We start from the raw sequence: 22,717 nt of genomic DNA on the forward strand, positions 1-22,717 counted from the left end.
AGCCCGCGCGTCCCTTATCGAAAGGCAGGTTTGAGCGACATGCGTATTCTCGTGACCAATGACGACGGCATCCATGCCGAGGGGCTCGACGTGCTGGAACGCATCGCGCGCGCGCTGTCCGACGATGTCTGGGTCGTGGCGCCGGAGACCGACCAGTCGGGCGTGGCGCATTCGCTGTCGCTGTCGAACCCGCTCAGGCTGCGCCGGATCGACGAGAAGCGCTTCGCCGTCTCCGGCACGCCGACCGACTGCGTGATCATGGCGGTGCGCTCGGTCATGGCCGGGGCGAGGCCCGACCTCGTGCTCTCCGGCGTCAACCGCGGCTCGAACGTCGCCGAGGACGTGACCTATTCCGGCACGATCGCCGCCGCGATGGAAGGCACGCTGCTCGGCGTGCCCTCGATCGCGCTGAGCCAGGCCTACCAGCCCGGCAACCGCGACGTGATCCGCTGGGACTGCGCCGAGCACCATGCGCCGGGCATCATCCGCCGGCTGCTGGAGGAGGGCATTCCGGAAGGCGTGCTGTTCAACCTCAACTTCCCCCATACCGGCCCGGGCGAGGTCGAGGGCGTCGCCGTCACCGTGCAGGGGCGGCGCGACCAGGAGCTGTTGCAGCTCGAGCCGCGCAAGGACGGCCGCGGCTACCCCTATTACTGGATCGCCTTCCAGCGCACCCGCAAGGAGCCGGCCAACGGAACCGACCTGCGCGCCATGGCCGAGAATCGCATCTCGATCACGCCGCTCGAGCTCGACCTGACGCATGAGCCGACGCTGACGCGCTTCGCGCGGGTCTTCGCGTGAGATGACGTGAGCGCGGACACGCCGGCCAGCGAAGGCGAGCGCACCGTCGCCTTCCTGCTCTCGCTGCGCAGCCGCGGCGTGCGCGACCTCGCCTTGCTGCGCGCGATGGAGAAGGTGCCGCGCGAGCGCTTCGCTCCCTCCCGCTTCGCCGATCTCGCCCGGCAGGACGTCTCGGTGCCGCTGCCCTGCGGCCAGACGATGACCGCCCCGCACACCGTCGCCGATCTCATCGGCGCGCTCGACATGCAAGCCGGCGTGCGGGTGCTCGAGGTCGGCACCGGCTCCGGCTATGTCTCGGCGCTGCTGGCGGCGATGGGGGGCGAGGTCGTCTCGCTCGAGCGCTATCGCTCGCTGGCGCTGGCGGCGCATGAGCGGGTCGGCGACATGGGCTTCGGCAAGGGCGTCGAACTGCGCCATGCCGACGGGTTTGAGCCCGACCGGACGCTGGGGCGCTTCGAGCGCATCCTCGTCAACGGCGTCACCCGCGCGGTGCCCGAGGCGCTGCTGGCAAGGCTTTCGCCCGGCGGGCGCCTCGTCGGCGCGCTGCGCGTCGAGGGCGTGGCGCGCCGCGTGGTGGTCACGCGCCTCGACGACGGCGGGTTCGACCATGCGACCGGGCCGAGCTTGCGCCTGCCGCCGCTGATGCCGGGGCTGGCGCGGGCGCTGTGAGGCTTCCGCCTGGCGAAAAATCCAAAAAAGTGAAGACGGCGGCGTGAGCGAAACGCTTTCGTAACCTCAACGGGACTTTAATCCCCGTCATCGAGTTGCGTCGTTCGCGAGTGCTCAGTCCATGCGTAGCCAAGCCGGATCGTCCCATCACCGTGCCGTCCGCCGTTTGTCGACGGTCTGCCTGCTCGCCCTTGGCGTCAGCGCCTGCTCGTCGGACGCGTTGCGTTTCACCGACACGCCCTTCGACAACCCCTTCAGAACCGCCCAGGCACCGGCGCCGGCCCGCGATCCGGTCACCACCGGCTCGATCGGACGGGTGGCGAGCGCGCCGCTCCAGCCCGTCGCCGCCGCGCCGATCGTGCAGTCGCAGCCCCTGCCGCCGCCGCAATCGGCCGTGGCGCTGCGCTCCCAGCCGGTGCAGGCGGTTTCGGGCGGGGCTGCCGGCTGGTCCGCGCAGGGCGGCACGCCGATCGTGCTGGCCCAGGGCGAGAACCTCGACATGATCTCCTCGCGCTATGGCGTGCCGCGCGCCGCCATCATGTCGGCCAACGGGCTGAGCAGCGCCAATGTCGCTCCCGGCACGCGCATCACGATTCCGGTCTACAATGCGGCCGGCGCCGCCTCCGCCGCGCCCGTCCGCCAGGCCGTTCAGGCGCCGGTTGAGACACCGCGCCTCGTCACCAGCCCCGCCGTGCCGCCCGCCGCCGTCGATCCGAAGGCGCACGCCAAGGCCGCCGCCGAGTCGAAAGCCAAGGCCGCCGCCGAGGCAAGAACGACCGCCGCCGAGGCGAAGGCCAAGGCTGCCGCCGAGACAAAGGCCAAGGCCGCCGCCGACGCCCAGGCGATGAAGGAATCGCGTGCCCGCTTCGCGGCCGAGGCCAAGGCCAAGGCGGAAGCCCGCAAGACCGCCGCCGTGCCGGTGCCGGCCGCGAAGCCCGCGCCGGAGCCGAAGCCGGCGAAGGTCGCCGCTCAGCCGGCGAAGCCAGCGGTCGTCGCGAGTGCGCCGGTCGTCGAGCCGAAGCCCGCCCCGAAGGCCGAGCCCGTGGCCGAGCCCAAGACCACCGCCAGCATCCCCAAGGCCGAGGAACAGGCGGCCTCGTCGTCCGACAAGGCGGATTTCCGCTGGCCGGCGCGCGGCCGGGTGATCGCCGGCTATGGCGGCAAGGGCGGCAACGAGGGCATCAACATCGCCGTTCCGGAAGGCACGCCGATCAAGGCGGCCGAGGGCGGGACCGTCGCCTATGCCGGCAGCGAGCTCAAGGGCTACGGCAATCTCGTGCTGATCCGCCATCCCAACGGCTATGTCTCGGCCTACGCCCATAACGGCGAGCTCAAGGTCAAGCGCGGCGACACAGTCAAGCGCGGCCAGGTCGTCGCGAATTCCGGCCAGACCGGCAACGTCTCCTCGCCGCAGCTTCATTTCGAGCTGCGCAAGGGCTCCGAGCCGGTCGACCCGACGCCCTATCTCAACAACTGATCGGAAGACGCGGACACGGGTTTCAAGCCTTCGATCGGTTCCGCGAGACCCTCCCGATCGAAAAGAACGGGGCGGCCCTGAAAGGGCCGCCCCGTTTTCGTCTGCCCCGGAACGGCGAAGCCGCGGGCGGGCGCATCACCCCTCCAGCGTCTTCCCCAGCCGGCCGGCGAGGTCCTGGATGTATTGCCAGGCGGTGCGGCCGGAGCGGGAGCCGCGCGTCGTCGCCCATTCCAGCGCGTCGCGCCGCAGTTCCTCCGGCGCGATCGTAAGCCCGAAATGGCGGGCATAGCCGTCGATCATCTCCAGATATTCGTCCTGGCTGCATTTGTGGAAGCCGAGCCAGAGGCCGAAGCGGTCGGAGAGCGAGACCTTCTCCTCGATCGCCTCGCCCGGATTGATCGAGGTCGAGCGCTCGTTGTCCATCATGTCGCGCGGCAGGAGATGGCGGCGATTCGAGGTGGCGTAGAACACGACATTGTCCGGCCGCCCCTCGACGCCGCCGTCGAGCGCCGCCTTCAGCGACTTGTAGGAGGTGTCGTCGCCGTCGAAGGACAGGTCGTCGCAGAAGACGATGGCGCGGTGCGGATCGGCGCGCAGGAGCCCCATCAGCGCCGGCAGGCTCTCGATGTCCTCGCGGTGGATCTCGATCAGCTTCAGCGGCGCTGCCGCTCCGGCGAGGCGCTGGTTGGTGTCGGCATGCACCGCCTTGACCAGCGAGGACTTGCCCATGCCGCGCGCGCCCCAGAGCAGCACGTTGTTGGCCGGCAGCCCCCTGGCGAAGCGCTCGGTGTTCTCGGCCAGGGTGTCGCGGACGCGGTCCACCCCGCGCAGCAGCGAGAGCGCGACGCGGTTGACCTTCATGACCGGCGTAAGCTCGCCCGCCGCCGCCTGCCAGACGAAGGCGTCGGCGGCCGAAAGATCGGCGGGCTTGCGCCGGGGCGGGGCGATCCGCTCGAGCGCGTCGGCGATGCGCAGGAGCGCGGCAAGCGTCGGGTCGGAGGTGGTTTCGGTCGTGGTCATCTCGGTCGTGGTCATGGCGGCGCTGCCTTCGCTTCGTCCCGTCGAGCCGTACCGTACCGTCCGGTACGGCTCCTGCCGCTAGCTAAACCGCGCCTTGCTCGCGCGCAAGAGCTATTGCATGCATGAAGGGCATTGCGCGAAGGGCGGCCAGGCCATAGGTGAGGAGCGCTTGCGGGAAACCGGGCATCTGCGATTGATTTCACGGCGTTGCTGGCTATAGTCCGCGCGATTTTCCGGCCGGGCGATCGCTTTGGCCTGACGTCTTTTCACCTAACGGCCTGTGGCCGGCGGCGCGCCGCCGCCGTAGCAGAGGAGTGCTTTCGTGATCACCCCCGCATTCGCCCAGGCGACCGGAGCCGGCGGCGGCTCCGACATGCTGATCCAGCTTGTGCCGTTCCTGCTGATCTTCGTCATCATGTGGTTCCTGATCATCCGGCCGCAGCAGCGCCGGGCCAAGACCCATCAGGAGATGATCAAGAACGTGCGCCGCGGCGACACCGTCATCATCTCGGGCGGCCTGATCGCGAAGGTCTCGAAGGTCATCGACGATGCCGAGCTGGAAGCCGAGATCGCCGACGGCGTGCGCGTGCGCGTCGTGCGCGGCATGATTCAGGACGTCCGCTCCAAGGGCGAGCCGGTCAAGAACTGAGAATGCGGCGGCCCGCGCCTGCGCGGGCCTCGAGCCACGACAACAAGGCTGTTCACGCAAGATGCTTCGTCTCCAGGCCCGCAAGGTCATCCTCGTCCTGCTCGTGCTGATCATCGGCTGCGGGCTCGCCGTGCCGAACCTGCTCTCGCCGGAGACGCGCAGGGCGATCGAAACCAACGCGCCCGCGTGGATTCCCCGCGCCTTCCTGCCGATCCATGCGGTGGTGCTCGGCCTCGACCTGCAAGGCGGCTCGCACGTCCTGCTCGAGATCGACCGGGCCGAGCTGGTGCGCAGCCAGATCGTCCAGCTGCGTGACGATGTCCGCCGCATCCTGCGCGAGGAGCGCATCGGCATCCAGGGCGGCATCCAGACGACGCCGCGCGGCGTGCAGGTGCGCATCCCCGACGCGGCCGAGCGGGCGCGCGTCCTGCCCAAGCTGCGCGAGCTCGCCCAGCCGATCGGCGCGCTCAGCGCCTTCGGCTCCGCGGGCAACCAGTCGATCGCCATCGCCGACCAGCCCGACGGGCTGATCCAGCTCACCGTGACGGAAGCCGGCTCGAACGAGCGCATCCGCCGCGCCGTCGAGCAGGCGATGGAGGTGCTGCGCCGGCGCGTCGACGCGCTCGGCACGACCGAGCCGAACATCCAGCGCCAGGGCCTCGACCGCATCCTGGTGCAGGTGCCGGGCCTGCAGGACCCGCAGCGCCTGAAGCAGATCCTCGGCGACACCGCCAAGCTCGAATTCCGCCTCCTCGGCGACGCCAACAGCGCCGACATCGACATGCTGCCCTCGCAGGACGCCGGCGGCCAGCCGGTGCCCGTGGCGCGCCAGCCCTCGGTCGACGGCGCCGACCTGATCGACGCGCAGCCGGCCTTCGATTCGCGCTCGGGCCAGCCGATCGTGAACTTCCGCTTCAACATCCGCGGCGCCCAGCGCTTCGGCCAGATCACCACCGAGAATCTCGGCCGGCCGCTGGCGATCGTGCTCGACAACAAGGTGATCTCCTCGCCGGTGATCCAGTCGCCGATCACGGGCGGCTCGGGCCAGATCTCGGGCAACTTCACCGTCGAGCAGGTCAACAACCTGGCGATCCTGCTGCGCGCCGGCGCGCTGCCGGCCAAGATGACCATCGTCGAGGAGCGCACCGTCGGCCCCGGCCTCGGCGCCGATTCGATCCAGGCCGGCAAGATGGCGACCCTGATCGCGACCGTGCTGGTCGTGCTCTACATGCTCGCCACCTACGGCATCTTCGGCATCATCGCGAGCATCGCGCTCATCGTCCATGTCGGGCTGATCTTCGGCCTGATGTCCTTCCTCGGCGCGACGATGACGCTGCCCGGCATCGCCGGCATCGTCCTGACCATCGGCACGGCGGTCGATTCGAACGTGCTGATCTACGAGCGCATGCGCGAGGAGGAGCATCAGGGCCGCAGCCTGGTCTCGGCGCTGGAGGCCGGCTTCCAGCGCGCCTTCGCCACGATCATCGACTCCAACGTCACCATGCTGATCGCGGCGGTGGCGCTGTTCTCGCTCGGCTCCGGCCCGGTGCGCGGCTTCGCGGTCGTCTTCATCCTCGGCATCCTCACCACCGTCATCACGGCGGTGACGCTGACCAGGATGCTGATCGCGCTCTGGTATCGCTGGACCAAGCCCAAGCACCTCCCGTTCTGACGCAGCCAGCCCTTCAGGAGATCGGCCATGCGCATGCGCCTGCTTCGCATCGTTCCCGACAACACCCGTTTCAGATTCGTCTGGTTCCGCCGCTTCAGCTATCCGCTGTCGGCGGCCTATTCGATCCTCGTGCTCGTGCTGTTCCTGACGGTCGGCCTGAATTTCGGCATCGACTTCAAGGGCGGCACGCTGATCGAGATGCAGTCGAAGGCGGGCAGCGTCGACATCGCCCAGATCCGTCACACCGCCAACGGGCTGGGCTTCGGCGAGGCGGAGGTGCAGGAATTCGGCACCGCCGGCGAGGTCTCGATGCGCTTCGGCATGCAGCCGGGCGGCGAGACCGCGCAGCAGGCGGTCGTGGTCAAGGCGCGCGACGCCTTCGCGGCGAACTATGAGTTCCGCCGCGTCGAGACGGTCGGTCCGCGCGTCTCCGGCGAACTGGTGCAGGCCGGCACGCTCGGCGTCGTGCTCGCGATCGTCGGCGTGCTGATCTATCTGTGGTTCCGCTTCGAGATGCCGCTGGCGATCGGCGCGATCATCGGCACGCTGCACGACATCGTGCTGACCATCGGCTTCTTCCTGATCACGCAGCTCGAATTCAACCTGACCTCGATCGCGGCGATCCTGACCATCGTCGGCTACTCGCTGAACGAGACCGTCGTGGTGTTCGACCGCACCCGCGAGCTGTTGCGCCGCTACAAGACCATGCCGATCGCCGAGCTGCTCGACCTCTCGGTCAACTCGACGCTCTCGCGCACGGCGATGACGGCGACCACGACCTTCCTGTCGCTGCTGGCGCTCGTGCTGTTCGGCGGCACGGCGATCGAGGGCTTCGCGCTGGTCATGCTGTTCGGCGTGGTGGTCTGCACCTATTCGGCGATGTTCATCTCGACGCCGGTGCTGCTCTACATGGACGTCCGCTCCGCCGGCGCCCGCGAGGAGGCGCAGGAGGCGGCGCGCGCCAAGGCTTCGGCCGCCAAGGCGAAAGCCTGAGCGCGGGTGGCGCGCTTCGAGGGCTTCGTCCCCGGCCGCTTTCCGCTCGACGCGATCGGCGCCGGCGGCTTCCGCTTCGCCGGGATGAGCCACCGCGGCTCGATCATCGCGACGCCGGCCGGCATCCGCATCTGGCCGGTGACGCAGTTTGCGCATGTGACGATCGAGAGCCTGAAGCCGGTCATCGACGAGGCCGGGACGATCGATTTCCTGCTGATCGGGACGGGGCCGGAGATCGCCTTCATTCCGCCCGCCCTGCGTGATCGGCTGAAGCAGGCGGGGATCACGGTCGAGGGCATGGCGACGGGGCCGGCGGCACGCACCTATAACGTCCTCGTCGGCGAGGATCGGCGGGTGGCGGCGGCCTTGATCGCGGTCGATTAGCCGCTTTTGACGCTTGATCATTGTCATTCCGGGTTCTTCGCTTAAGCGAAGCCCCGGAATGACAACGTATTTTCGTAAAGGCGAGTAGCTCCGGATGCCAGCCATGCCGGGCAGGTGTAGCGGGGCCGAGGTGCTTGCCCTAGACTGAAGGCGGCCGCATGAGGGCGGCCCGAGGCGGGACGATGCCGCAGACCGATACCGACGATCGCAGGCAAACGGCGCCGGCGCGCCTGCCGGAGGCTTATGCCCATTGCGCGGACATCGTCCGCGAGCAGGATCCCGACCGCTACATCGCCGGGCTCTACGCGCCCGAGGATCGCCGCGCCGCGCTCTATGCGCTTTATGCCTTCAGCCTCGAGATCGCGCGCGTGCGGGCGCTGGTCAGCGAGCCGCTGCCGGGCGAGGTCAGGCTGCAATGGTGGCGCGACCTGCTCGAAGGCCAGCCGACGGCCGAGGCGCAGGGGCACCCGGTCGCCGCCGCGCTGATCGACACGGTGCGCCGCTACCGCCTGCCTGTCGCGCCGCTGACGGCGCTGATCGATGCGCGCATCTTCGACCTCTACGACGATCCGATGCCGTCGCTGCGCGATCTGGAGGGCTATGCCGGGGAGACGGCGAGCGCGGTGATCCGGCTTGCCTGCATCGTGCTCGCCGGCGGGCGCGATCCCGGCGGGGCGGCGGCCTGCGGCCATGCCGGCGTCGCCTATGCGCTGACCGGGCTGATGCGCGCCTTTCCCTGGCACGCGGCCGAGGGACAGGTCTATCTGCCGGCCGATATCCTCGCCCGCAACGGGGTGACCCGCGACGACATCGTACGCGGGCGCGGGGGGCCCGGCGTGCTCTATACGCTGAAGGAGCTGCGCGGGATCGCGCGCGGGCATCTCACGAAGCTCGTGAGCCTCGGCGAGACGATCCCTTCCGGCTTAAGGCCAGCCTTCCTCCCGGTCGCGCTGGTGGAGCCCTATCTGAAGCGGATGGAGGTCAAGGGCTACGACCCCTACCGCACCATCATCACCCTGCCGGGCTGGCGCCGGCAATGGATCCTGTGGCGGGCGGCGCGGCGGGGGTGATCTCCGCCGCGACGCTACGCGCCCATGCGTCCATCGCTTCTTTCGCGCGCGCCGTCAGCGCCTGCTTGCGGGCGATGCTCCTGGCGGGGCCCTTCAGGCGCTTGCCGTCGGGGCCGGTCGTCGCCACGCCCGCGATCGGCGGGAACAGCCCGAAATTGATGTTCATCGGCTGGAAGGAGCGCGGCCCCTCGTCGATGGTCTCGATGTGGCCGCCGGTGATGTGGTTGACCAGCGCGCCCAGCGCCGTCGTCGCCGGCGGCAGGGGCAGCGCGCGGCCCAGCCGCGCGGCGGCGGCCATGCGCCCAGCGAGGAGGCCGGTCGCGGCGCTCTCGACATAGCCCTCGCAGCCGGTGATCTGCCCGGCGAATCTGAGGCGCGGATCGGCCTTCAGCCTGAGGAGATCATCGAGCAGCTTCGGCGAATTCAGATAGGTGTTGCGGTGGATGCCGCCGAGCCGGGCGAACTCGGCGTTCTGCAAGCCGGGGATCATCCGGAAGATCGCGGCCTGCTCGCCATATTTCAGCTTGGTCTGGAAGCCGGTCATGTTGAACAGCGTGCCGAGCGCGTTGTCCTGGCGCAGCTGCACCACGGCATGAGGCTTCACGGTCGGGTTGTGCCGGTTGGTCAGGCCGACGGGCTTCATCGGCCCCCAGCGCAGGGTCTCGCGGCCGCGCTCGGCCATCACCTCGATCGGCAGGCAGCCGTCGAAATAGGGCGTGCCTTCCCATTCCTTGAATTCGGTCTTCTCGGCTGAAAGCAGCGCGTCGATGAAGGCCTCGTACTGGTCTTTGGTCAGCGGGCAGTTGATGTAGTCGGCGCCGGTGCCGCCGGGCCCCGCCTTGTCGTAGCGCGACTGGAACCAGGCCGTCTCCATGTCGATCGAATCGACATGGACGATCGGGGCGATGGCGTCGAAGAAGGCGAGCGAATCCTCCCCCGTCAGCGCCTGCAGGCCCTGGGCGAGGCCCGGCGAGGTCAGCGGGCCGGTGGCGACGATGACGTTGTCCCACGCGGCCGGGGGCAGGCCCGCGATCTCGCCGCGTTCGATGCTGACGAGCGGATGGGCCTCGAGAGCGGCGGTTACGGCTTGCGAGAAGCCGTCGCGGTCGACCGCGAGCGCGCCGCCCGCCGGCACCTGATGGGCATCGCCCTTGGCCATGATCAGCGAGCCCAGGCGGCGCATCTCCCAATGCAGCTGGCCGACGGCATTGCCGGAGGAATCGTCGGAGCGGAAGGAGTTCGAGCAGACGAGCTCCGCCAGCGCCTCGGTCTTGTGGGCGTCGGTGGCGCGAACGGGGCGCATCTCGTGGATGACGACCGGGACGCCGGCCTCGGCGACCTGCCAGGCGGCCTCGGAGCCGGCGAGGCCGCCGCCGATGACATGGACGGGATTGAGGGATGCAGGCTTCATGGCGGGGGATGTGTCCGCAGGCCCGCTTTCAGGTCAAGGGCTCGGGCGGCCCTGAAACGCAAAATGCCCGCCGTGAGGCGGGCATTCGCTCTTCGACCGTGGTTCGAGGGGAGGGGAGGTCACGAACCCGGGAGAACCGATTCGGAACACGGCGCGCCTTTTACGGGCCGGTTCTGGTCGCGGTGGCTTCAGGCCGCGTGGCTGCGCGCGACGAAGGCGATCTCCGCGCGCGACAGGCCGAGATCGTCGAGCTCGCGGTCGCTCAGGCGGGAGAGCTCGCGAACGGTCTCGCGATAGCGGAGATAGGCGCGGATCTTGGCGGCGATCATGGTGACGAACATGGCAGTCTTCCTTGGCGGATATTCCGGACCGGGGCGGTGCCCACAGCGACAATTTCGTTGTGCACTGCATATAAACCGGCCTGCCCGCTTCCGGCAGGTGCACAGGTTCAGCTCTGATATGCTTCCAATGCATGACAAGTTAAGATTTCACTTATTTTTGCCGGATCGTCCTGCGCTGAACGTAAGGCTTGCGGCAAAGATGAGGAAACTGATGCCTGCAATTTAGGCAGTATGGGCGTTTTGTATGGATGGTGCGTCGCTATGGCTTCCGATCAGGCATGCTGCACCTGCTAACTAGCCGACCTGCGCGCCGGGCTGCGGGGTCGCCCCCGTTCCGGGGCTTTCCCGACGCCGGCAGCGCCCGCGGGTTCGCGCCGGGCCGTTGCTTTGGGCGCGGCCGGGTCTATCGTTCCAGCCCGAAGCTCAATCCGATTCAGCCGGAGCCCGTCATGGCCGATCTCTCCGCCTTTCCGATCACGCGGCGCTGGCCCGCCCGCCACCCCGACCGCATCCAGCTCTATTCGCTGCCGACCCCCAACGGCGTGAAGGTCTCGATCGCGCTGGAGGAGCTGGAACTCCCCTACGAGCCGCACCTGATCGACATCGGCAAGAACGAGACCTGGGGGCCGGAATTCCTGTCGCTCAACCCCAACGGCAAGATCCCGGCGATCATCGATCCGGACGGCCCGGGCGGTAAGCCCCTCGGCCTGTGGGAATCGGGCGCGATCCTGCTCTATCTCGCCGAGAAGACCGGCCGGCTTCTGCCGAAGGACCCGGCAGCCCGCTACGAGACCATCCAATGGGTGTTTTTCCAGATGGCGGCGATCGGCCCGATGTTCGGCCAGCTCGGCTTCTTCCATAAGTTCGCCGGCCGCGAATACGAGGACAAGCGCCCGCGCGACCGCTACGCCAACGAGAGCAGGCGCCTGCTCGGCGTGCTGGAGGACAGGCTGGCTCACCGCGCCTGGATCATGGGCGACGACTACAGCATCGCCGACATCGCGATCCTCGGCTGGGTGCGCAACCTCGTCGGCTTCTACGGTGCGGGCGAGCTCGTCGACTATGCGAGGCTCAGCCATGTCCCGGCCTGGCTGGAGCGCGGGCTGTCGCGCCCGGCGGTGCAGCGCGGCCTCGACAGCCCGAAGCGGCCGGGCTGAGGAGCGCGCGCCATGGCGATCACGATCTACGGCATCAGGAACTGCGACACGATGAAGAAGGCGCGCGCCTGGCTCGACGGCCACGGCGTGGCCTTTGCGTTCCACGACTACAAGGTCGGCGGGATCGACAGGGCCTGCCTGGAGCGCTGGGTCGAGGAGCATGGCTGGGAGACGGTGCTGAACCGCGCCGGCACGACCTTCCGCGCGCTGCCGGACGCCGAAAAGCAGGGGCTCGACGCGGCAAAGGCGATCGCGCTGATGCTGGCGCAGCCCGCGATGATCAAGCGGCCGTTGCTCGACCTCGGCAGGGGCCGCACGATCGTCGGCTTCAAGCCGGAGATCTACGAGGCGGCGCTGGCGAAGGGGTGAGCTCCGCGCCTCTTCCCTAAACCGGTGCGCTGATCTACCTCGCTGGGCATGACCGCTCAACCCCAGCTCGACGCGGCCGCGCCGGCCGCATTCGCCTTCCATGTCGCCGCCCGCGACGGCGCCGCCCGCACCGGCGAGATAAGGATGCCGCGCGGCGTCATCCGCACGCCGGCCTTCATGCCGGTCGGCACCGCCGCGACCGTCAAGGGCATGTATCCCGATCAGGTGCGGGCGCTCGGCGCCGATGTCGTGCTCGGCAACACCTATCACCTGATGCTGCGGCCGGGCGCCGAGCGGATCGCCAGGCTCGGCGGCCTGCACAGATTCATGAACTGGCCGCACCCGATCCTGACCGATTCCGGCGGCTTCCAGGTGATGTCGCTGTCGCAGCTCAGGAAGCTCGGCGAGGAGGGCGTGACCTTCCGCTCCCATATCGACGGGGCGAAGCATGTGCTGACTCCGGAACGCTCGGTCGAGATCCAGAACCTGCTCGGCTCCGACATCGTCATGCAGCTCGACGAATGCGTGGCGCTGCCCTGCGAGGAGAAGGTCGCGGAGAAGGCGATGCGGCTGTCGCTGCGCTGGGCCGAGCGCTGCAAGGCGGCATTCGGCGAGCATCCGGGGCGGGCGCTGTTCGGCATCGTGCAGGGCGGGGAGGTGCCGCATCTGCGTGTCGAGAGCGCGCGCGCGCTCGCCGCGATGGACCTCAAGGGCTATGCCGTCGGCGGGCTCGCCGTCGGCGAGCCGCAGGATGTCATGCTGGCGATGATCGAGACGGTCGAGCCGCATCTGCCGCGGGAGAAGCCGCGCTATCTGATGGGCGTCGGCACGCCGGACGACATCGTGAAGGCGGTGGCGCGCGGCATCGACATGTTCGATTGCGTGATGCCGACGCGGGCCGGCCGCCATGGCCAGGTCTTCACCCGCTTCGGCCGGATGAACCTCAAGAACGCGAAGCACGCCGAGGATCCGCGCCCGATCGATCCGCAATCCGCCTGCCCGGCGGCGAATAGCTGGTCGCGGGCCTATCTGCACCATCTCGTCAAGGCCGAGGAGATGCTCGGCAAGATGCTGCTGACCTGGGTGAACCTCGCTTATTATCAGGAGCTGATGGCGGGCCTGCGCGCGGCCATCGCGGCCGGGCGGCTCGCCGATTTCATCGCCGAGACGCAAGCAGGCTGGCAGCGGGGCGAGCCGGCCTGAGCGCCGGCCGGCGCCATGAGGCCACGACCAGGCCGGCGATGATCAGCATGACGCCGGCGAGCTGGAGCGAGGAGGGGATCTCGCCCAGCACCGGAATGGCGAGCAGCGTGCCGGTGACCGGGATCAGCGGCGGAAAGCGTCCGACCACGCCCGGCCCCAGCACATGCGCCGCCCAGCCCCAGGCCCAGAGGCCGACGATGACGTTGAGCACGCCCTGGTTGATGCCGTGCAAGGCGAGCACCCACCATGGCGCGATGTCGAAGCCACGGAAATAGAACAGGAAATAGACCGGCAGGTAGATGAGCGACAGGACCGAGACGATGGCCGTCGCGATGAGCCCGTCGATCCGCCAGAGCTGGACCATCAGCGGATAGAAGCCCCAGAGCAGGCCGACGCTGAGGAAGAAAAGATCCCCGCGCAGCGTCATGGCGGTCGCCCCGGCGCTGCCGGCGATGCCGAGGCAGGCAAGGCCGGCGAGCACGCCGGCGATGCCGGTGACGAGCCGCCCGGTCAGGGCCGCGCCGAACAGCACCACCGAGCCGACGATGCCGGTCAGGGTCACGACGCCCGGCCCGATGGTGGCGCCATGCGCAGCGGGTGCGAGGGCAAGCCCCATAAACATCAGATAGGGCATCGGGAAGCCGCTGCTCAGCGTCAGCCAGAAACCGCGCCTCCAGCCGACGCCGCCGCAGGAGGAAAGCCCCCGCCGCAGGAAGACCGGCAGCAGCAGGGGCCCGGCGATGGCGAAGCGCAGCGCAATCAGGTCGTGGGTGTTCAGCCCGTTCAGGAGGGCATGGCGGCTGACGACGAAATTGGAGCCGTAGATCACCACGGCGAGCAGCATCGCCATGACCGCGAGGCGCTTGCGACGGCGCGTCCCGGCATCCGTCCCGAGCATGGGGGCAGGGGCGATCTGATCCATGGCCCCTGTCTAGCGGCGACTGGCCGGCCCGGTTACGGGCCGGCGCGCATGGCGCCCGCGCGTTGCGCAGGCGCGCGCGGCAAGGCTCAGGCCAGCGCCTTCAGCGCGCCGCGGCCGGCATAGACGGCCTGTGAGCCGAGCTCCTCCTCGATGCGCAGGAGCTGGTTGTACTTCGCCGTCCGGTCGGAGCGGGCGAGCGAGCCGGTCTTGATCTGCCCGCAATTGGTCGCGACCGCGAGATCGGCGATGGTCGCGTCCTCGGTCTCGCCGGAGCGGTGCGACATCACGGCAGTATAGCCGGCGCGCTGCGCCATATCGACGGCGGCGAGCGTCTCGGTCAGCGAGCCGATCTGGTTGACCTTGACCAGGATCGAGTTCGCCGTCCTGCCCTTGATGCCACGCGACAGCCGCTCGACATTGGTGACGAAGAGGTCGTCGCCGACGAGCTGGCACTTGGCGCCGACGAGATCGGTCAGCGCTTTCCAGCCCTCCCAGTCGTCCTCGGACATGCCGTCCTCGATCGAGACGATCGGGTAGCTGCCGACGAGCTTGGCGAGGTATTTCGCCTGCGCCTTGGGATCGCGCGTCTTGCGCTCGCCGGCATAGACGTAAGACCCGTCCTTGAAGAACTCGGTCGCGGCGCAGTCGAGCGCCAGCGCCACGTCCTCGCCCGGCTTGTAGCCGGCGGTCTCGATCGCCTGCATGACGAAGTCGAGCGCGGCCTCGGCCGATTTGATGTTCGGGGCGAAGCCGCCCTCGTCGCCGACATTGGTGTTGTGGCCGGCGTCGTGGAGCTTCTTCTTCAGGGTGTGGAAGATCTCCGCGCCCATGCGCAGTCCTTCGGCGAAGGAGGCCGCGCCGATCGGCATCACCATGAATTCCTGGAAATCGATCGGGTTGTCGGCATGCGCCCCGCCATTGACGATGTTCATCATCGGCACGGGCAGGACGCGCGCCGAGGTGCCGCCGACATAGCGGTAGAGCGGCAGGCCCGAGGCCTCGGCCGCGGCCTTCGCGACGGCGAGCGAGACGCCGAGGATGGCGTTGGCGCCGAGCTTGGATTTGTTGGGCGTGCCGTCGAGCTCGATCATGGTCTGGTCGATCGCGGTCTGGTCCTCGGCGTCCATCGCGACGATCGCCTCGGCGATCGCGATGTTGACCGATTCCACCGCCTTGAGCACGCCCTTGCCGAGATAGCGGCTCTTGTCGCCGTCGCGCAGCTCCACCGCCTCATGCGCACCGGTCGAGGCGCCGGAGGGCACCGCGGCGCGGCCCATCGAGCCGTCTTCCAGCACGACATCGACCTCCACGGTCGGATTGCCACGGGAATCGAGGATCTGGCGTCCGATGATGTCGATGATCGCGGTCATGGCCTGGCTCCGGAGGAGGCGGAATGGATCCGGCGCTTCTAGAGCATCGGACCGAAAAGTGGAATCCACTTTTCGGAAAAATCCGATGCTCCGACAATGAGATAGATCATCGTTACCGCGTCCGGTAGGACGCGCGATGATCTAGCCAACCGCCCGCCGCGGGGAAAGCCCCCCGCTGGCGCGGGGCTTGCGGATCACCGGATCGTTCAAGACGCTTCGTCCCAACGGGGAACGATCATGATCCAGACCATGCCCGGCCGCCGCCGTCCGTCACTTGCCGCTGTCCTGTTCTGGTCCGGCCTGACCGTCCTGTGGTGGGCGGGGCTTTGTTTCCTGGCGGGGCGCCCGGTCTGGTTCTGGTAGGTCCGCGTCCGGCGCGGGCAGGCCGCAATAGCCGCCGAGCAGAAAGCCGGCCTGCAGCGCGAAGAGATAGCCTGCCCAGACGAGGATGGTGAAAAGGCCGAGTTCCCCGCGGATCAACCAGGCCGGGAAAACGACGAGCGTGACCAATGCGCTCGCCAGGACGATCGCCGGATAGCCGCGGTTGAGGCCGATCAGGAAGCCGATCGGGAACAATATTCCGGCAATGACCATCGCGTTCTGTCGACTGTTCCGTCCCGGGAGATCGAACGGGATCCTGCCTCCAGCCCTTGCAAGCAAGCGTATGGAAAACCGTGACATATTTAGGGAAATCCGATCGGGCGGGCGGCGACGGTTCACAGATAGGCCGCAGGTGTTCTAGAACCGCGCCCGAATGCAGGAGCATGCCATGACCATCGACGCCTCGACCTTGCAACTCGGCCGGATGAGCGCCCTGCCGGCCTCGCCGGAGGAGGCGCGGCTCGACCGCGTGCCCAACCCCCATGCCGGCACGCGTTATCTCGCCCGCTTCACCTGCCCGGAATTCACCTCGCTGTGCCCGGTCACCGGCCAGCCCGATTTCGGCATCCTGGTCATCGATTATCTGCCGGGCCGCTGGCTGGTGGAGTCGAAATCGCTGAAGCTCTATCTCGGCGCCTTCCGCAACCACGGCGCCTTCCACGAGGATTGCACCGTCTCGATCGGCAAGACGCTGGTCAACCTGCTCGAGCCGGACTGGCTGCGCATCGGCGGGTACTGGTATCCGCGCGGCGGCATCCCGATCGACGTGTTCTGGCAGACGGCCGCGCCGCCGGAGGGGCTGTGGCTGCCGGACCAGGGGGTGGCGCCCTATCGCGGGCGCTGACGGCCTTCAGCCCGGCGCGCCCAGCCGCAGCAGGCGCGGCGCGACGAGGCCGAGCACGCCGACGGCGACGCCGAAGATGGCGAGCGCCGCCTGCGGGCCGAGCGCCTGCAGCAACGGGCCCATGACCAGCGGCCCGCTGGCGTGGCCCATGAAGAAGAAGCAGGCGAACAGGGCCATGGCCGAGCCGCGCGCCGTCGGCGCGAGTTCCGTCGCCTGGGCCTGGAAGGTGCCGTGCAGGAGGAAAAGGCCGAAACCCATGATCAGGAAGATGCCGACCGCGGACCACCACGGCCCCGGCAGCATGAAGGCGAAATAGCCCGCCGCCACGGTAAGCCCGCCGAGCCGGATCATCTGGCGCGGCCCGATCCGCTCGACGAGGGGGCGGATCAGCACGCCGTAGACGACGCCGCCGAGCCCCATCGCGCCGATGACGAGCCCGGCCTCGGAGGCGCCGACGCCGGAGCGCTCGTCGAGGATCGCGGCGATGAAGGGTTGCACCCCGAAGGCGAGGGTGCCCTCGATCATGATCAGCGCATAGATCAGCTTGCTGCTCGGATTGGAGAAGACCGCCCGGTAGCCCGCCAGCGCGCCGGCGAGGCTGAGCGGCGCGCGTGCCGGATCGGGGCGCGGCTTCAGCGTGAGCCGGACCAGCAGCGCCCCGCCCGCGGCGAGAAGCGCGGCGACGCCCATGACGGCGCGCCAGCCGATATGGTCGGCGATCACCCCCGAAAAGGTAGCGCCCGCCATCTGGCCGACGATCATGATGACGAGGTAGCGGCTGAGCATGATCTGCCGCTCGGACATCGGCGCCCGGTCGCCGATCGTGGCGAGCGCCGCCGGATTGACGCCGCCGGCGACGATTCCACTGGCGGCGCGCAGGATGAGCAGCGACCAGAACCCGGTCGCGAAGACCGCGAGCAGCGAGAACAGGCAAAGCGCGACGAGGCAGGCCGTGATGCTGCGCAGCTTGCCGACCGAATCGGCGATCGGGCCGAGGAAGGGCTGGCCGAGCGCGTAGAAGCCGGAGAACGCCGTCACCAGCAAGGCGATCCGCGGGATGCTTTCGCCGAACTCGCCGGCGAGCGTCGGCACCAGCGGGTCGATCAGCCGCATGGTGAAGGCCGAGGAGAAGCCGCACAGCCCGAGAATCACGACCAGGGTCGTGAGGCTCTCGGCCGGCGCCCGGACGGGTTCAGACATGGGCGACCGCAGCCGCCGCGGTCTGCGACTTGGCCAGGCGGTCGAAGCCCTGCAACTGAGCGATCAGCCCTCGGAACGCGGCGAGCGGCACCATGTTGGGCCCGTCCGAGGGCGCGTTGTCGGGGTCGGGATGGGTCTCGATGAACAGGCCCGCGACGCCGACGGCGACCGCCGCCCGCGCCAGCACGGCCACGAATTCGCGCTGCCCGCCGGTCGAGGCGCCCTTGCCGCCGGGCTGCTGCACCGAATGAGTGGCGTCGAAGATCACGGGTGCGCCGATTCCCGCCATGATCGGCAGGCTGCGCATGTCGGAGATGAGCGTGTTGTAGCCGAAGGAGGCGCCGCGCTCGGTCAGCATCACGTTCGGATTGCCGCTCTCGGTCACCTTCGCCGCGACGTTGACCATGTCCCAGGGCGCGAGGAACTGGCCCTTCTTGACGTTGACGACGCGCCCGGTCGCGGCTGCGGCGACGAGGAGGTCGGTCTGCCGGCAGAGGAAGGCCGGGATCTGGAGCACGTCGACGACCTCGGCGACGGGGGCGCACTGGCCGGCGTCGTGCACGTCGGTGAGGACCGGCAGGCCGGTGCGTTCGCGGATCTCGGCGAAGACCGGCAGCGCCGCTTTGAGGCCGACGCCGCGCGCGCCTTTGACGCTGGTGCGGTTGGCCTTGTCGAAGGAGGCCTTGAAGACGAGGCCGATGTCGAGCGCCGCCGCGATCTCCTTCAGCGCCAGCGCGCATTCGAGGGCATGCGCGCGGCTTTCCATCTGGCAGGGGCCGGCGATCAGCGAAAGCGGCAGGCTGTTGCCGAAGCGCACGGGCCGGGCGAGATCCTCCCCGATGGTCACGATGGCGTTGGGGGTCATGGCGGCGTCCTTGTCGAGCGGGCTGCCGGGCTTATGTCCGCCGGCCCGGCCCGGTCAAGCCGGGACGGTTGCGAACGGGCTGGCGAAGCAGGGGCGAGGTCTGTAAATTCGCGGGCGAAGCACTATCTCGGGTGACGATGCGGGATCGATGGATACGGCGTGGACGGGAATGACGGGGTCGGGCCAGGGCAAGGTATCGCGGGCTTGGCCGCACGCTGGCGGCGGCCGGCCGGTCATGGCCGATCGCCCCAAGCGCGCGCCGCCGCCGGCCGATGGCGGGCGCGACGGCACCGGCACGGCCGTGCTCACCCGCACGCGGACGCGCAAGCCCAATCTCTATCGCGTCCTGCTGCTCAACGACGACTACACCCCGATGGAGTTCGTCGTTCACGTTCTGGAGCGGTTCTTCAACAAGGACCGTGCCGAAGCCACGCGGATCATGATGCATGTGCATCAGAACGGCGTCGGCGAATGCGGCGTCTTTACCTATGAGGTCGCCGAGACCAAGGTCACGCTCGTCATGGACCTGGCGCGCAAGCACATGCATCCGCTGCAATGCGTGATGGAGAAGAAGTAGTCAGCCCGCAACGCCCCGCAACAGATAGGAGCGCGCCCCTTGCCGAGTTTCTCGCGCAGCCTCGAACAGGCGCTTCACCGGGCTCTGGCTCTGGCCAATGAGCGCCGTCACGAATACGCCACCCTCGAACACCTGCTGCTGGCCTTGGTCGACGACCAGGACGCGGCCGCCGTGATGCGCGCCTGCAGCGTCGATCTCGACCTGCTCAGGCGCAACCTCGTCGACTATATCGACGCGGAACTGACCAACCTCGTCACCGACGGGCGCGACGATTCCAAGCCCACCGCCGGCTTCCAGCGCGTGATCCAGCGCGCGGTGATCCATGTCCAGTCCTCGGGCCGCGAGGAGGTGACCGGGGCGAACGTGCTGGTCGCGATGTTCGCCGAGCGCGAGAGCCACGCCGCCTATTTCCTGCAGGAGCAGGACATGACCCGCTACGACGCGGTCAACTACATCAGCCACGGCATCGCCAAGCGCCCCGGCGCCGGCGAGAACCGGCCGGTGCGCGGCGCCGAGGACGAGGCCGAGCCGCAGCGCGAGCAGCGCGCCGAGCCGGGCAATGCCGAGGACAAGGACAAGAAGAAAAAGGAAAGCGCGCTCGATGCTTACTGCGTGAACCTGAATCGAAAGGCGAGGGACGGGCGCATCGATCCGCTGATCGGCCGCGAGGCCGAGGTGCAGCGCACCATCCAGATCCTGTGCCGCCGCCAGAAGAACAACCCGCTGCTCGTCGGCGAGCCCGGCGTCGGCAAGACCGCGATCGCCGAGGGGCTCGCCCTCAAGATCACCCGCGGCGAGGTGCCCGAGGTGCTCCAGGACGCCACCGTCTTCTCGCTCGACATGGGCACGCTGCTCGCCGGCACGCGCTATCGCGGCGATTTCGAGGAGCGCCTCAAGCAGGTGATGAAGGAGATCGAGCAGCACCCCAAGGCGATCATGTTCATCGACGAGATCCATACGGTGATCGGCGCCGGCGCGACCTCCGGCGGGGCGATGGACGCCTCGAACCTGCTCAAGCCCGCGCTCGCCTCGGGCACGCTGCGCTGCATCGGCTCGACCACCTACAAGGAATACCGCCAGTATTTCGAGAAGGACCGGGCGCTGGTGCGCCGCTTCCAGAAGATCGACGTCAACGAGCCCTCGGTGCCGGACACGATCGAAATCCTCAAAGGGCTGAAGCCCTATTTCGAGGAGTTCCACAAGCTGCGCTATACCAACGACGCCATCAAGGCGGCGGTGGAGCTCTCGGCCCGCTACATCCACGATCGCAAGCTGCCGGACAAGGCGATCGACGTGATCGACGAGACCGGCGCCTCGCAGATGCTGGTGACCGAGTCCAAGCGCAAGAAGACGATCGGCGTCAAGGAGATCGAGGCGGCGATCGCGACCATGGCGCGCATCCCGGCCAAGACCGTCTCCAAGGACGACGCCGAGGTGCTGCGCAATCTCGAGACCACGCTGAAGCGCACCGTCTACGGGCAGGAGAAGGCGATCGAGGCGCTGTCCTCCTCGATCAAGCTCGCCCGCGCCGGCCTGCGCGACGGCGAGAAGCCGATCGGCTGCTATCTCTTCGCCGGCCCGACCGGCGTCGGCAAGACGGAGGTCGCCCGCCAGCTCGCCTCCTCGCTCGGCGTCGAGCTGATCCGCTTCGACATGTCGGAATACATGGAGCGCCACACCGTCTCGCGGCTGATCGGCGCGCCGCCGGGCTATGTCGGCTTCGACCAGGGCGGGCTCCTGACCGACCAGATCGACCAGCATCCGCATTGCGTGCTCCTGCTCGACGAGATCGAGAAGGCCCATCCCGACCTGTTCAACATCCTCCTGCAGGTGATGGACCACGGCAAGCTGACCGACAACAACGGCAAGCAGGTCGATTTCCGCAACGTCATCCTGATCATGACCACCAATGCCGGCGCCGCCGACATGGCCCGCAACGCCTTCGGCTTCACCCGCACCAAGCGCGAGGGCGACGATACCGAGGCGATCAACAAGCTGTTCGCGCCGGAATTCCGCAACCGGCTCGATTCGGTGATCTCCTTCGGGCATCTGCCGAAGACTGTGGTCGCGCGCGTCGTCGACAAGTTCGTGCTCCAGCTCGAGGCCCAGCTCGCCGACCGCAACGTCACCATCGAGCTGACGGAGGAGGCGCGCGAATGGCTGGTCGAGAACGGCTATGACGAGGCGATGGGCGCCAGGCCCATGGCGCGGCTGATCCAGCAGACGATCAAGACCCCGCTCGCCGACGAGGTGCTGTTCGGGCGCCTCAAGAACGGCGGGGCCGTCAAGGTGGTGGTCGTGCATTCCGAGACCGGCATCAAGGTTCTCGGCCTCGAATTCCCGGATGGGCCGGTCAAGCCGAAGCCGGAGAAGGATGTCGAGGCCGCGACCGCCAGGCGCACGCCGAAGCCGCGCGCCAAGACCGCCGCCAAGGCCGCCAAGGCGCCGCCGCGCCGGGCGCCCAAGGGCGGCGGGCCCGCGGGCGACGCGCCGAAGGCCTCGGCCAAGGCCGTCCGTACCGTACCCAAGGTTCCGCTGACGAAGGCGTAAGGAGCGTGTTGTTCAAACGGAAATCCGCAAGCCTCGCCGCCGAGAGCGGCGAGGTGCTGGCAGAGGCCCCGGCTAAGAAGGTGGCTGCCCGTCCGCCCAAGGAAAAGCTCGGCTGGTTCGAGAAGCGCGACCGCCGCCGGCGCCGCCGCAAGGTTTTCGAAGAGGTGCTGGGCTGGATCCTGGTGCCGGCCTTCGTCTACCTGATCTATCTCGGCGTGCAGGCCGTCGGCGGCATTCCGAAGGAGGTGATCGACTTCGGCAACGAGCTGATCGCCATGGCGATGAAGGGCGGCAAGGGCTGAGGCGCGCTCAGGTTCTTTTCAGGGCCTCGCGGATCTTCTCGGCATGGTCGGCGAGCACCTCGTTTTTCTCCATCGCGCCGGTATGCGGGCGCAAGGCCACGCCCTCGAAGCGCGGCATGACATGGACATGCAGGTGGAACACGACCTGCCCGCCGGCAGCCTCGTTGAACTGCTGGATGGTGACGCCCTCGGCGGCGAAGGCAGCCTTGACGGCCCGTGCCAGCTTCTGCGTCGTCAGCGCCACGGCCTTGAGCGCATCGGCGGGCGCGTCGAGGACGTTGCGGCAGGGCGCCTTCGGGATCACCAGCACATGGCCGTCGGCGCGCGGCATGATGTCCATGATCGCCAGCGTCTCGGCGTCCTCGTAGACGGTGTGGGAGGGCAATTCGCCGCGCAGGATCTTGGCGAAGACGTTGGACGGGTCGTAGGCGGTCATGGCGGGTCCGGCTGGATCGGAAACGGAAGGCCTGAAGCCTTGCGGCCCGCAGGC

At 68.6% G+C, this 22,717-nt stretch carries 24 protein-coding genes; 15 read left to right on the forward strand and 9 right to left on the reverse strand.

The annotated features are described in order from the left end of the window. The first annotated feature begins 39 nt into the window (after positions 1–39). From surE to M9917_RS18915, 3 genes are all read left to right on the forward strand, one after another. Positions 40–801 carry a 5'/3'-nucleotidase SurE gene (surE, locus tag M9917_RS18905; RefSeq protein ID WP_297256287.1) on the forward strand — a complete coding sequence of 254 codons (762 nt, stop codon included), beginning with the start codon at positions 40–42 and terminating at the stop codon, positions 799–801. Positions 802–807: 6 nt separating this feature from the next. Continuing rightward, positions 808–1,470, forward strand: a complete 663-nt coding sequence (locus M9917_RS18910) for a protein-L-isoaspartate O-methyltransferase family protein (protein WP_297256289.1) — start codon at positions 808–810, stop codon at positions 1,468–1,470. A 121-nt stretch (positions 1,471–1,591) separates the two neighbouring features. Further along, positions 1,592–2,947 (forward strand): peptidoglycan DD-metalloendopeptidase family protein, encoded by a 1,356-nt coding sequence (locus M9917_RS18915; RefSeq protein ID WP_297256291.1) that lies wholly within the window; start codon positions 1,592–1,594, stop codon positions 2,945–2,947. 135 nt (positions 2,948–3,082) lie between these two features. Here M9917_RS18915 and M9917_RS18920 read toward each other — a convergent pair whose 3' ends face one another. Next, positions 3,083–3,982 (reverse strand): ATP-binding protein, encoded by a 900-nt coding sequence (locus M9917_RS18920; protein ID WP_297256293.1) that lies wholly within the window; start codon positions 3,980–3,982, stop codon positions 3,083–3,085. Between the two features lie 358 nt (positions 3,983–4,340). On the opposite strand from M9917_RS18920, the gene yajC reads away from it, so the two are divergent. The 5 genes from yajC (at position 4,341) to M9917_RS18945 (ending at position 8,735) form a co-directional block, all read left to right on the forward strand. Next, entirely contained in the window at positions 4,341–4,616 is a 276-nt protein-coding gene (gene yajC / locus M9917_RS18925) for a preprotein translocase subunit YajC (protein ID WP_297257127.1), read from the forward strand. A 61-nt stretch (positions 4,617–4,677) separates the two neighbouring features. Then, on the forward strand, positions 4,678–6,288 hold the full coding sequence (gene secD, locus M9917_RS18930; protein WP_297256294.1) for a protein translocase subunit SecD: 1,611 nt from the start codon (positions 4,678–4,680) through the stop codon (positions 6,286–6,288). Positions 6,289–6,321: 33 nt separating this feature from the next. Then, a complete protein-coding gene (gene secF / locus M9917_RS18935; protein ID WP_297257128.1) occupies positions 6,322–7,281 on the forward strand; it encodes a protein translocase subunit SecF in 960 nt (319 codons plus the stop codon). A gap of 6 nt (positions 7,282–7,287) precedes the next feature. Further along, positions 7,288–7,665: an Mth938-like domain-containing protein gene (locus tag M9917_RS18940; RefSeq protein WP_297256296.1), complete on the forward strand. Its 378-nt coding sequence runs from the start codon at positions 7,288–7,290 to the stop codon at positions 7,663–7,665. A gap of 182 nt (positions 7,666–7,847) precedes the next feature. Beyond that, the gene (locus tag M9917_RS18945; RefSeq protein WP_297256298.1) at positions 7,848–8,735 is read left to right on the forward strand and encodes a phytoene/squalene synthase family protein; all 888 of its coding nucleotides are present in this window, start codon (positions 7,848–7,850) and stop codon (positions 8,733–8,735) included. Here M9917_RS18945 and trmFO read toward each other — a convergent pair. Continuing rightward, a complete protein-coding gene (trmFO, locus tag M9917_RS18950; RefSeq protein WP_297256300.1) occupies positions 8,677–10,146 on the reverse strand; it encodes a methylenetetrahydrofolate--tRNA-(uracil(54)-C(5))-methyltransferase (FADH(2)-oxidizing) TrmFO in 1,470 nt (489 codons plus the stop codon). The genes M9917_RS18945 and trmFO overlap by 59 nt on opposite strands. Positions 10,147–10,334: 188 nt before the next feature. Next, complete coding sequence (locus M9917_RS18955; RefSeq protein ID WP_297256302.1) at positions 10,335–10,487, reverse strand: DUF1127 domain-containing protein; 153 nt, start codon at positions 10,485–10,487, stop codon at positions 10,335–10,337. Between the two features lie 449 nt (positions 10,488–10,936). On the opposite strand from M9917_RS18955, the gene M9917_RS18960 reads away from it, so the two are divergent. From M9917_RS18960 to tgt, 3 genes are read left to right on the forward strand one after another with little or no spacing between them, the layout of a single operon-like run. Then, the gene (locus M9917_RS18960; RefSeq protein WP_297256305.1) at positions 10,937–11,644 is read left to right on the forward strand and encodes a glutathione S-transferase N-terminal domain-containing protein; all 708 of its coding nucleotides are present in this window, start codon (positions 10,937–10,939) and stop codon (positions 11,642–11,644) included. Between the two features lie 12 nt (positions 11,645–11,656). Beyond that, on the forward strand, positions 11,657–12,013 hold the full coding sequence (locus M9917_RS18965; protein ID WP_297256306.1) for an ArsC family reductase: 357 nt from the start codon (positions 11,657–11,659) through the stop codon (positions 12,011–12,013). A 48-nt stretch (positions 12,014–12,061) separates the two neighbouring features. Beyond that, a complete protein-coding gene (tgt, locus tag M9917_RS18970) occupies positions 12,062–13,216 on the forward strand; it encodes a tRNA guanosine(34) transglycosylase Tgt (RefSeq protein ID WP_297256307.1) in 1,155 nt (384 codons plus the stop codon). On the opposite strand, the gene M9917_RS18975 is transcribed toward tgt, so the two are convergent. From M9917_RS18975 to M9917_RS18985, 3 genes are all read right to left on the reverse strand, one after another. Continuing rightward, positions 13,170–14,138, reverse strand: a complete 969-nt coding sequence (locus tag M9917_RS18975; RefSeq protein WP_297256309.1) for a DMT family transporter — start codon at positions 14,136–14,138, stop codon at positions 13,170–13,172. The genes tgt and M9917_RS18975 overlap by 47 nt on opposite strands. A gap of 86 nt (positions 14,139–14,224) precedes the next feature. Then, positions 14,225–15,508, reverse strand: a complete 1,284-nt coding sequence (gene eno / locus M9917_RS18980) for a phosphopyruvate hydratase (protein ID WP_297256310.1) — start codon at positions 15,506–15,508, stop codon at positions 14,225–14,227. Between the two features lie 270 nt (positions 15,509–15,778). Continuing rightward, the gene (locus M9917_RS18985) at positions 15,779–16,102 is read right to left on the reverse strand and encodes a hypothetical protein (protein WP_297256312.1); all 324 of its coding nucleotides are present in this window, start codon (positions 16,100–16,102) and stop codon (positions 15,779–15,781) included. A gap of 175 nt (positions 16,103–16,277) precedes the next feature. Between M9917_RS18985 and queF the strand changes: the two genes are divergently transcribed. After that, a complete protein-coding gene (gene queF, locus M9917_RS18990; RefSeq protein WP_297256315.1) occupies positions 16,278–16,733 on the forward strand; it encodes a preQ(1) synthase in 456 nt (151 codons plus the stop codon). A gap of 6 nt (positions 16,734–16,739) precedes the next feature. Here the strand turns inward: queF and M9917_RS18995 are convergent, their stop codons facing one another. Both M9917_RS18995 and kdsA read right to left on the reverse strand, forming a co-directional pair. Further along, positions 16,740–17,933, reverse strand: coding sequence for an MFS transporter (locus M9917_RS18995; protein ID WP_297256316.1), 1,194 nt, complete (start codon positions 17,931–17,933; stop codon positions 16,740–16,742). Beyond that, positions 17,926–18,798, reverse strand: coding sequence for a 3-deoxy-8-phosphooctulonate synthase (kdsA, locus tag M9917_RS19000; RefSeq protein WP_297256318.1), 873 nt, complete (start codon positions 18,796–18,798; stop codon positions 17,926–17,928). The genes M9917_RS18995 and kdsA overlap by 8 nt, the downstream gene beginning before the upstream one ends. A 235-nt stretch (positions 18,799–19,033) precedes the next feature. On the opposite strand from kdsA, the gene clpS reads away from it, so the two are divergent. Genes clpS through M9917_RS19015 form a run of 3 tightly spaced genes read left to right on the forward strand, consistent with a single transcriptional unit; the run spans position 19,034 to position 22,227 of the window. Further along, the gene (clpS, locus tag M9917_RS19005) at positions 19,034–19,375 is read left to right on the forward strand and encodes an ATP-dependent Clp protease adapter ClpS (protein WP_297256320.1); all 342 of its coding nucleotides are present in this window, start codon (positions 19,034–19,036) and stop codon (positions 19,373–19,375) included. Positions 19,376–19,414: 39 nt separating this feature from the next. Next, a complete protein-coding gene (gene clpA / locus M9917_RS19010) occupies positions 19,415–21,925 on the forward strand; it encodes an ATP-dependent Clp protease ATP-binding subunit ClpA (protein ID WP_297256321.1) in 2,511 nt (836 codons plus the stop codon). Between the two features lie 5 nt (positions 21,926–21,930). Continuing rightward, positions 21,931–22,227: a hypothetical protein gene (locus M9917_RS19015; RefSeq protein WP_297256323.1), complete on the forward strand. Its 297-nt coding sequence runs from the start codon at positions 21,931–21,933 to the stop codon at positions 22,225–22,227. 7 nt (positions 22,228–22,234) lie between these two features. On the opposite strand, the gene M9917_RS19020 is transcribed toward M9917_RS19015, so the two are convergent. Continuing rightward, positions 22,235–22,663: an HIT family protein gene (locus M9917_RS19020; protein ID WP_297256324.1), complete on the reverse strand. Its 429-nt coding sequence runs from the start codon at positions 22,661–22,663 to the stop codon at positions 22,235–22,237. Positions 22,664–22,717 lie beyond the last annotated feature (54 nt).

It is taken from the genome of Bosea sp. (in: a-proteobacteria), from assembly GCF_023953965.1.
Classification (GTDB): Bacteria; Pseudomonadota; Alphaproteobacteria; order Rhizobiales; family Beijerinckiaceae; genus Allobosea.

Coding starts and splice junctions, on each gene's coding strand:
- clpS (WP_297256320.1), top strand. CDS start 19,034: ATGGCCGATCGCCCCAAGCGCGCGCCGCCGCCGGCCGATGGCGGGCGC.
- M9917_RS18965 (WP_297256306.1), top strand. CDS start 11,657: ATGGCGATCACGATCTACGGCATCAGGAACTGCGACACGATGAAGAAG.
- M9917_RS18915 (WP_297256291.1), top strand. CDS start 1,592: ATGCGTAGCCAAGCCGGATCGTCCCATCACCGTGCCGTCCGCCGTTTG.
- queF (WP_297256315.1), top strand. CDS start 16,278: ATGACCATCGACGCCTCGACCTTGCAACTCGGCCGGATGAGCGCCCTG.
- surE (WP_297256287.1), top strand. CDS start 40: ATGCGTATTCTCGTGACCAATGACGACGGCATCCATGCCGAGGGGCTC.
- tgt (WP_297256307.1), top strand. CDS start 12,062: ATGACCGCTCAACCCCAGCTCGACGCGGCCGCGCCGGCCGCATTCGCC.
- yajC (WP_297257127.1), top strand. CDS start 4,341: ATGCTGATCCAGCTTGTGCCGTTCCTGCTGATCTTCGTCATCATGTGG.
- M9917_RS18975 (WP_297256309.1), bottom strand. CDS start 14,138: ATGGATCAGATCGCCCCTGCCCCCATGCTCGGGACGGATGCCGGGACG.
- kdsA (WP_297256318.1), bottom strand. CDS start 18,798: ATGACCCCCAACGCCATCGTGACCATCGGGGAGGATCTCGCCCGGCCC.
- M9917_RS18945 (WP_297256298.1), top strand. CDS start 7,848: ATGCCGCAGACCGATACCGACGATCGCAGGCAAACGGCGCCGGCGCGC.
- M9917_RS19020 (WP_297256324.1), bottom strand. CDS start 22,663: ATGACCGCCTACGACCCGTCCAACGTCTTCGCCAAGATCCTGCGCGGC.
- M9917_RS18985 (WP_297256312.1), bottom strand. CDS start 16,102: ATGGTCATTGCCGGAATATTGTTCCCGATCGGCTTCCTGATCGGCCTC.
- M9917_RS18955 (WP_297256302.1), bottom strand. CDS start 10,487: ATGTTCGTCACCATGATCGCCGCCAAGATCCGCGCCTATCTCCGCTAT.
- trmFO (WP_297256300.1), bottom strand. CDS start 10,146: ATGAAGCCTGCATCCCTCAATCCCGTCCATGTCATCGGCGGCGGCCTC.
- M9917_RS18920 (WP_297256293.1), bottom strand. CDS start 3,982: ATGACCACGACCGAGATGACCACGACCGAAACCACCTCCGACCCGACG.
- secD (WP_297256294.1), top strand. CDS start 4,678: ATGCTTCGTCTCCAGGCCCGCAAGGTCATCCTCGTCCTGCTCGTGCTG.
- secF (WP_297257128.1), top strand. CDS start 6,322: ATGCGCCTGCTTCGCATCGTTCCCGACAACACCCGTTTCAGATTCGTC.
- eno (WP_297256310.1), bottom strand. CDS start 15,508: ATGACCGCGATCATCGACATCATCGGACGCCAGATCCTCGATTCCCGT.
- M9917_RS18960 (WP_297256305.1), top strand. CDS start 10,937: ATGGCCGATCTCTCCGCCTTTCCGATCACGCGGCGCTGGCCCGCCCGC.
- M9917_RS18995 (WP_297256316.1), bottom strand. CDS start 17,933: ATGTCTGAACCCGTCCGGGCGCCGGCCGAGAGCCTCACGACCCTGGTC.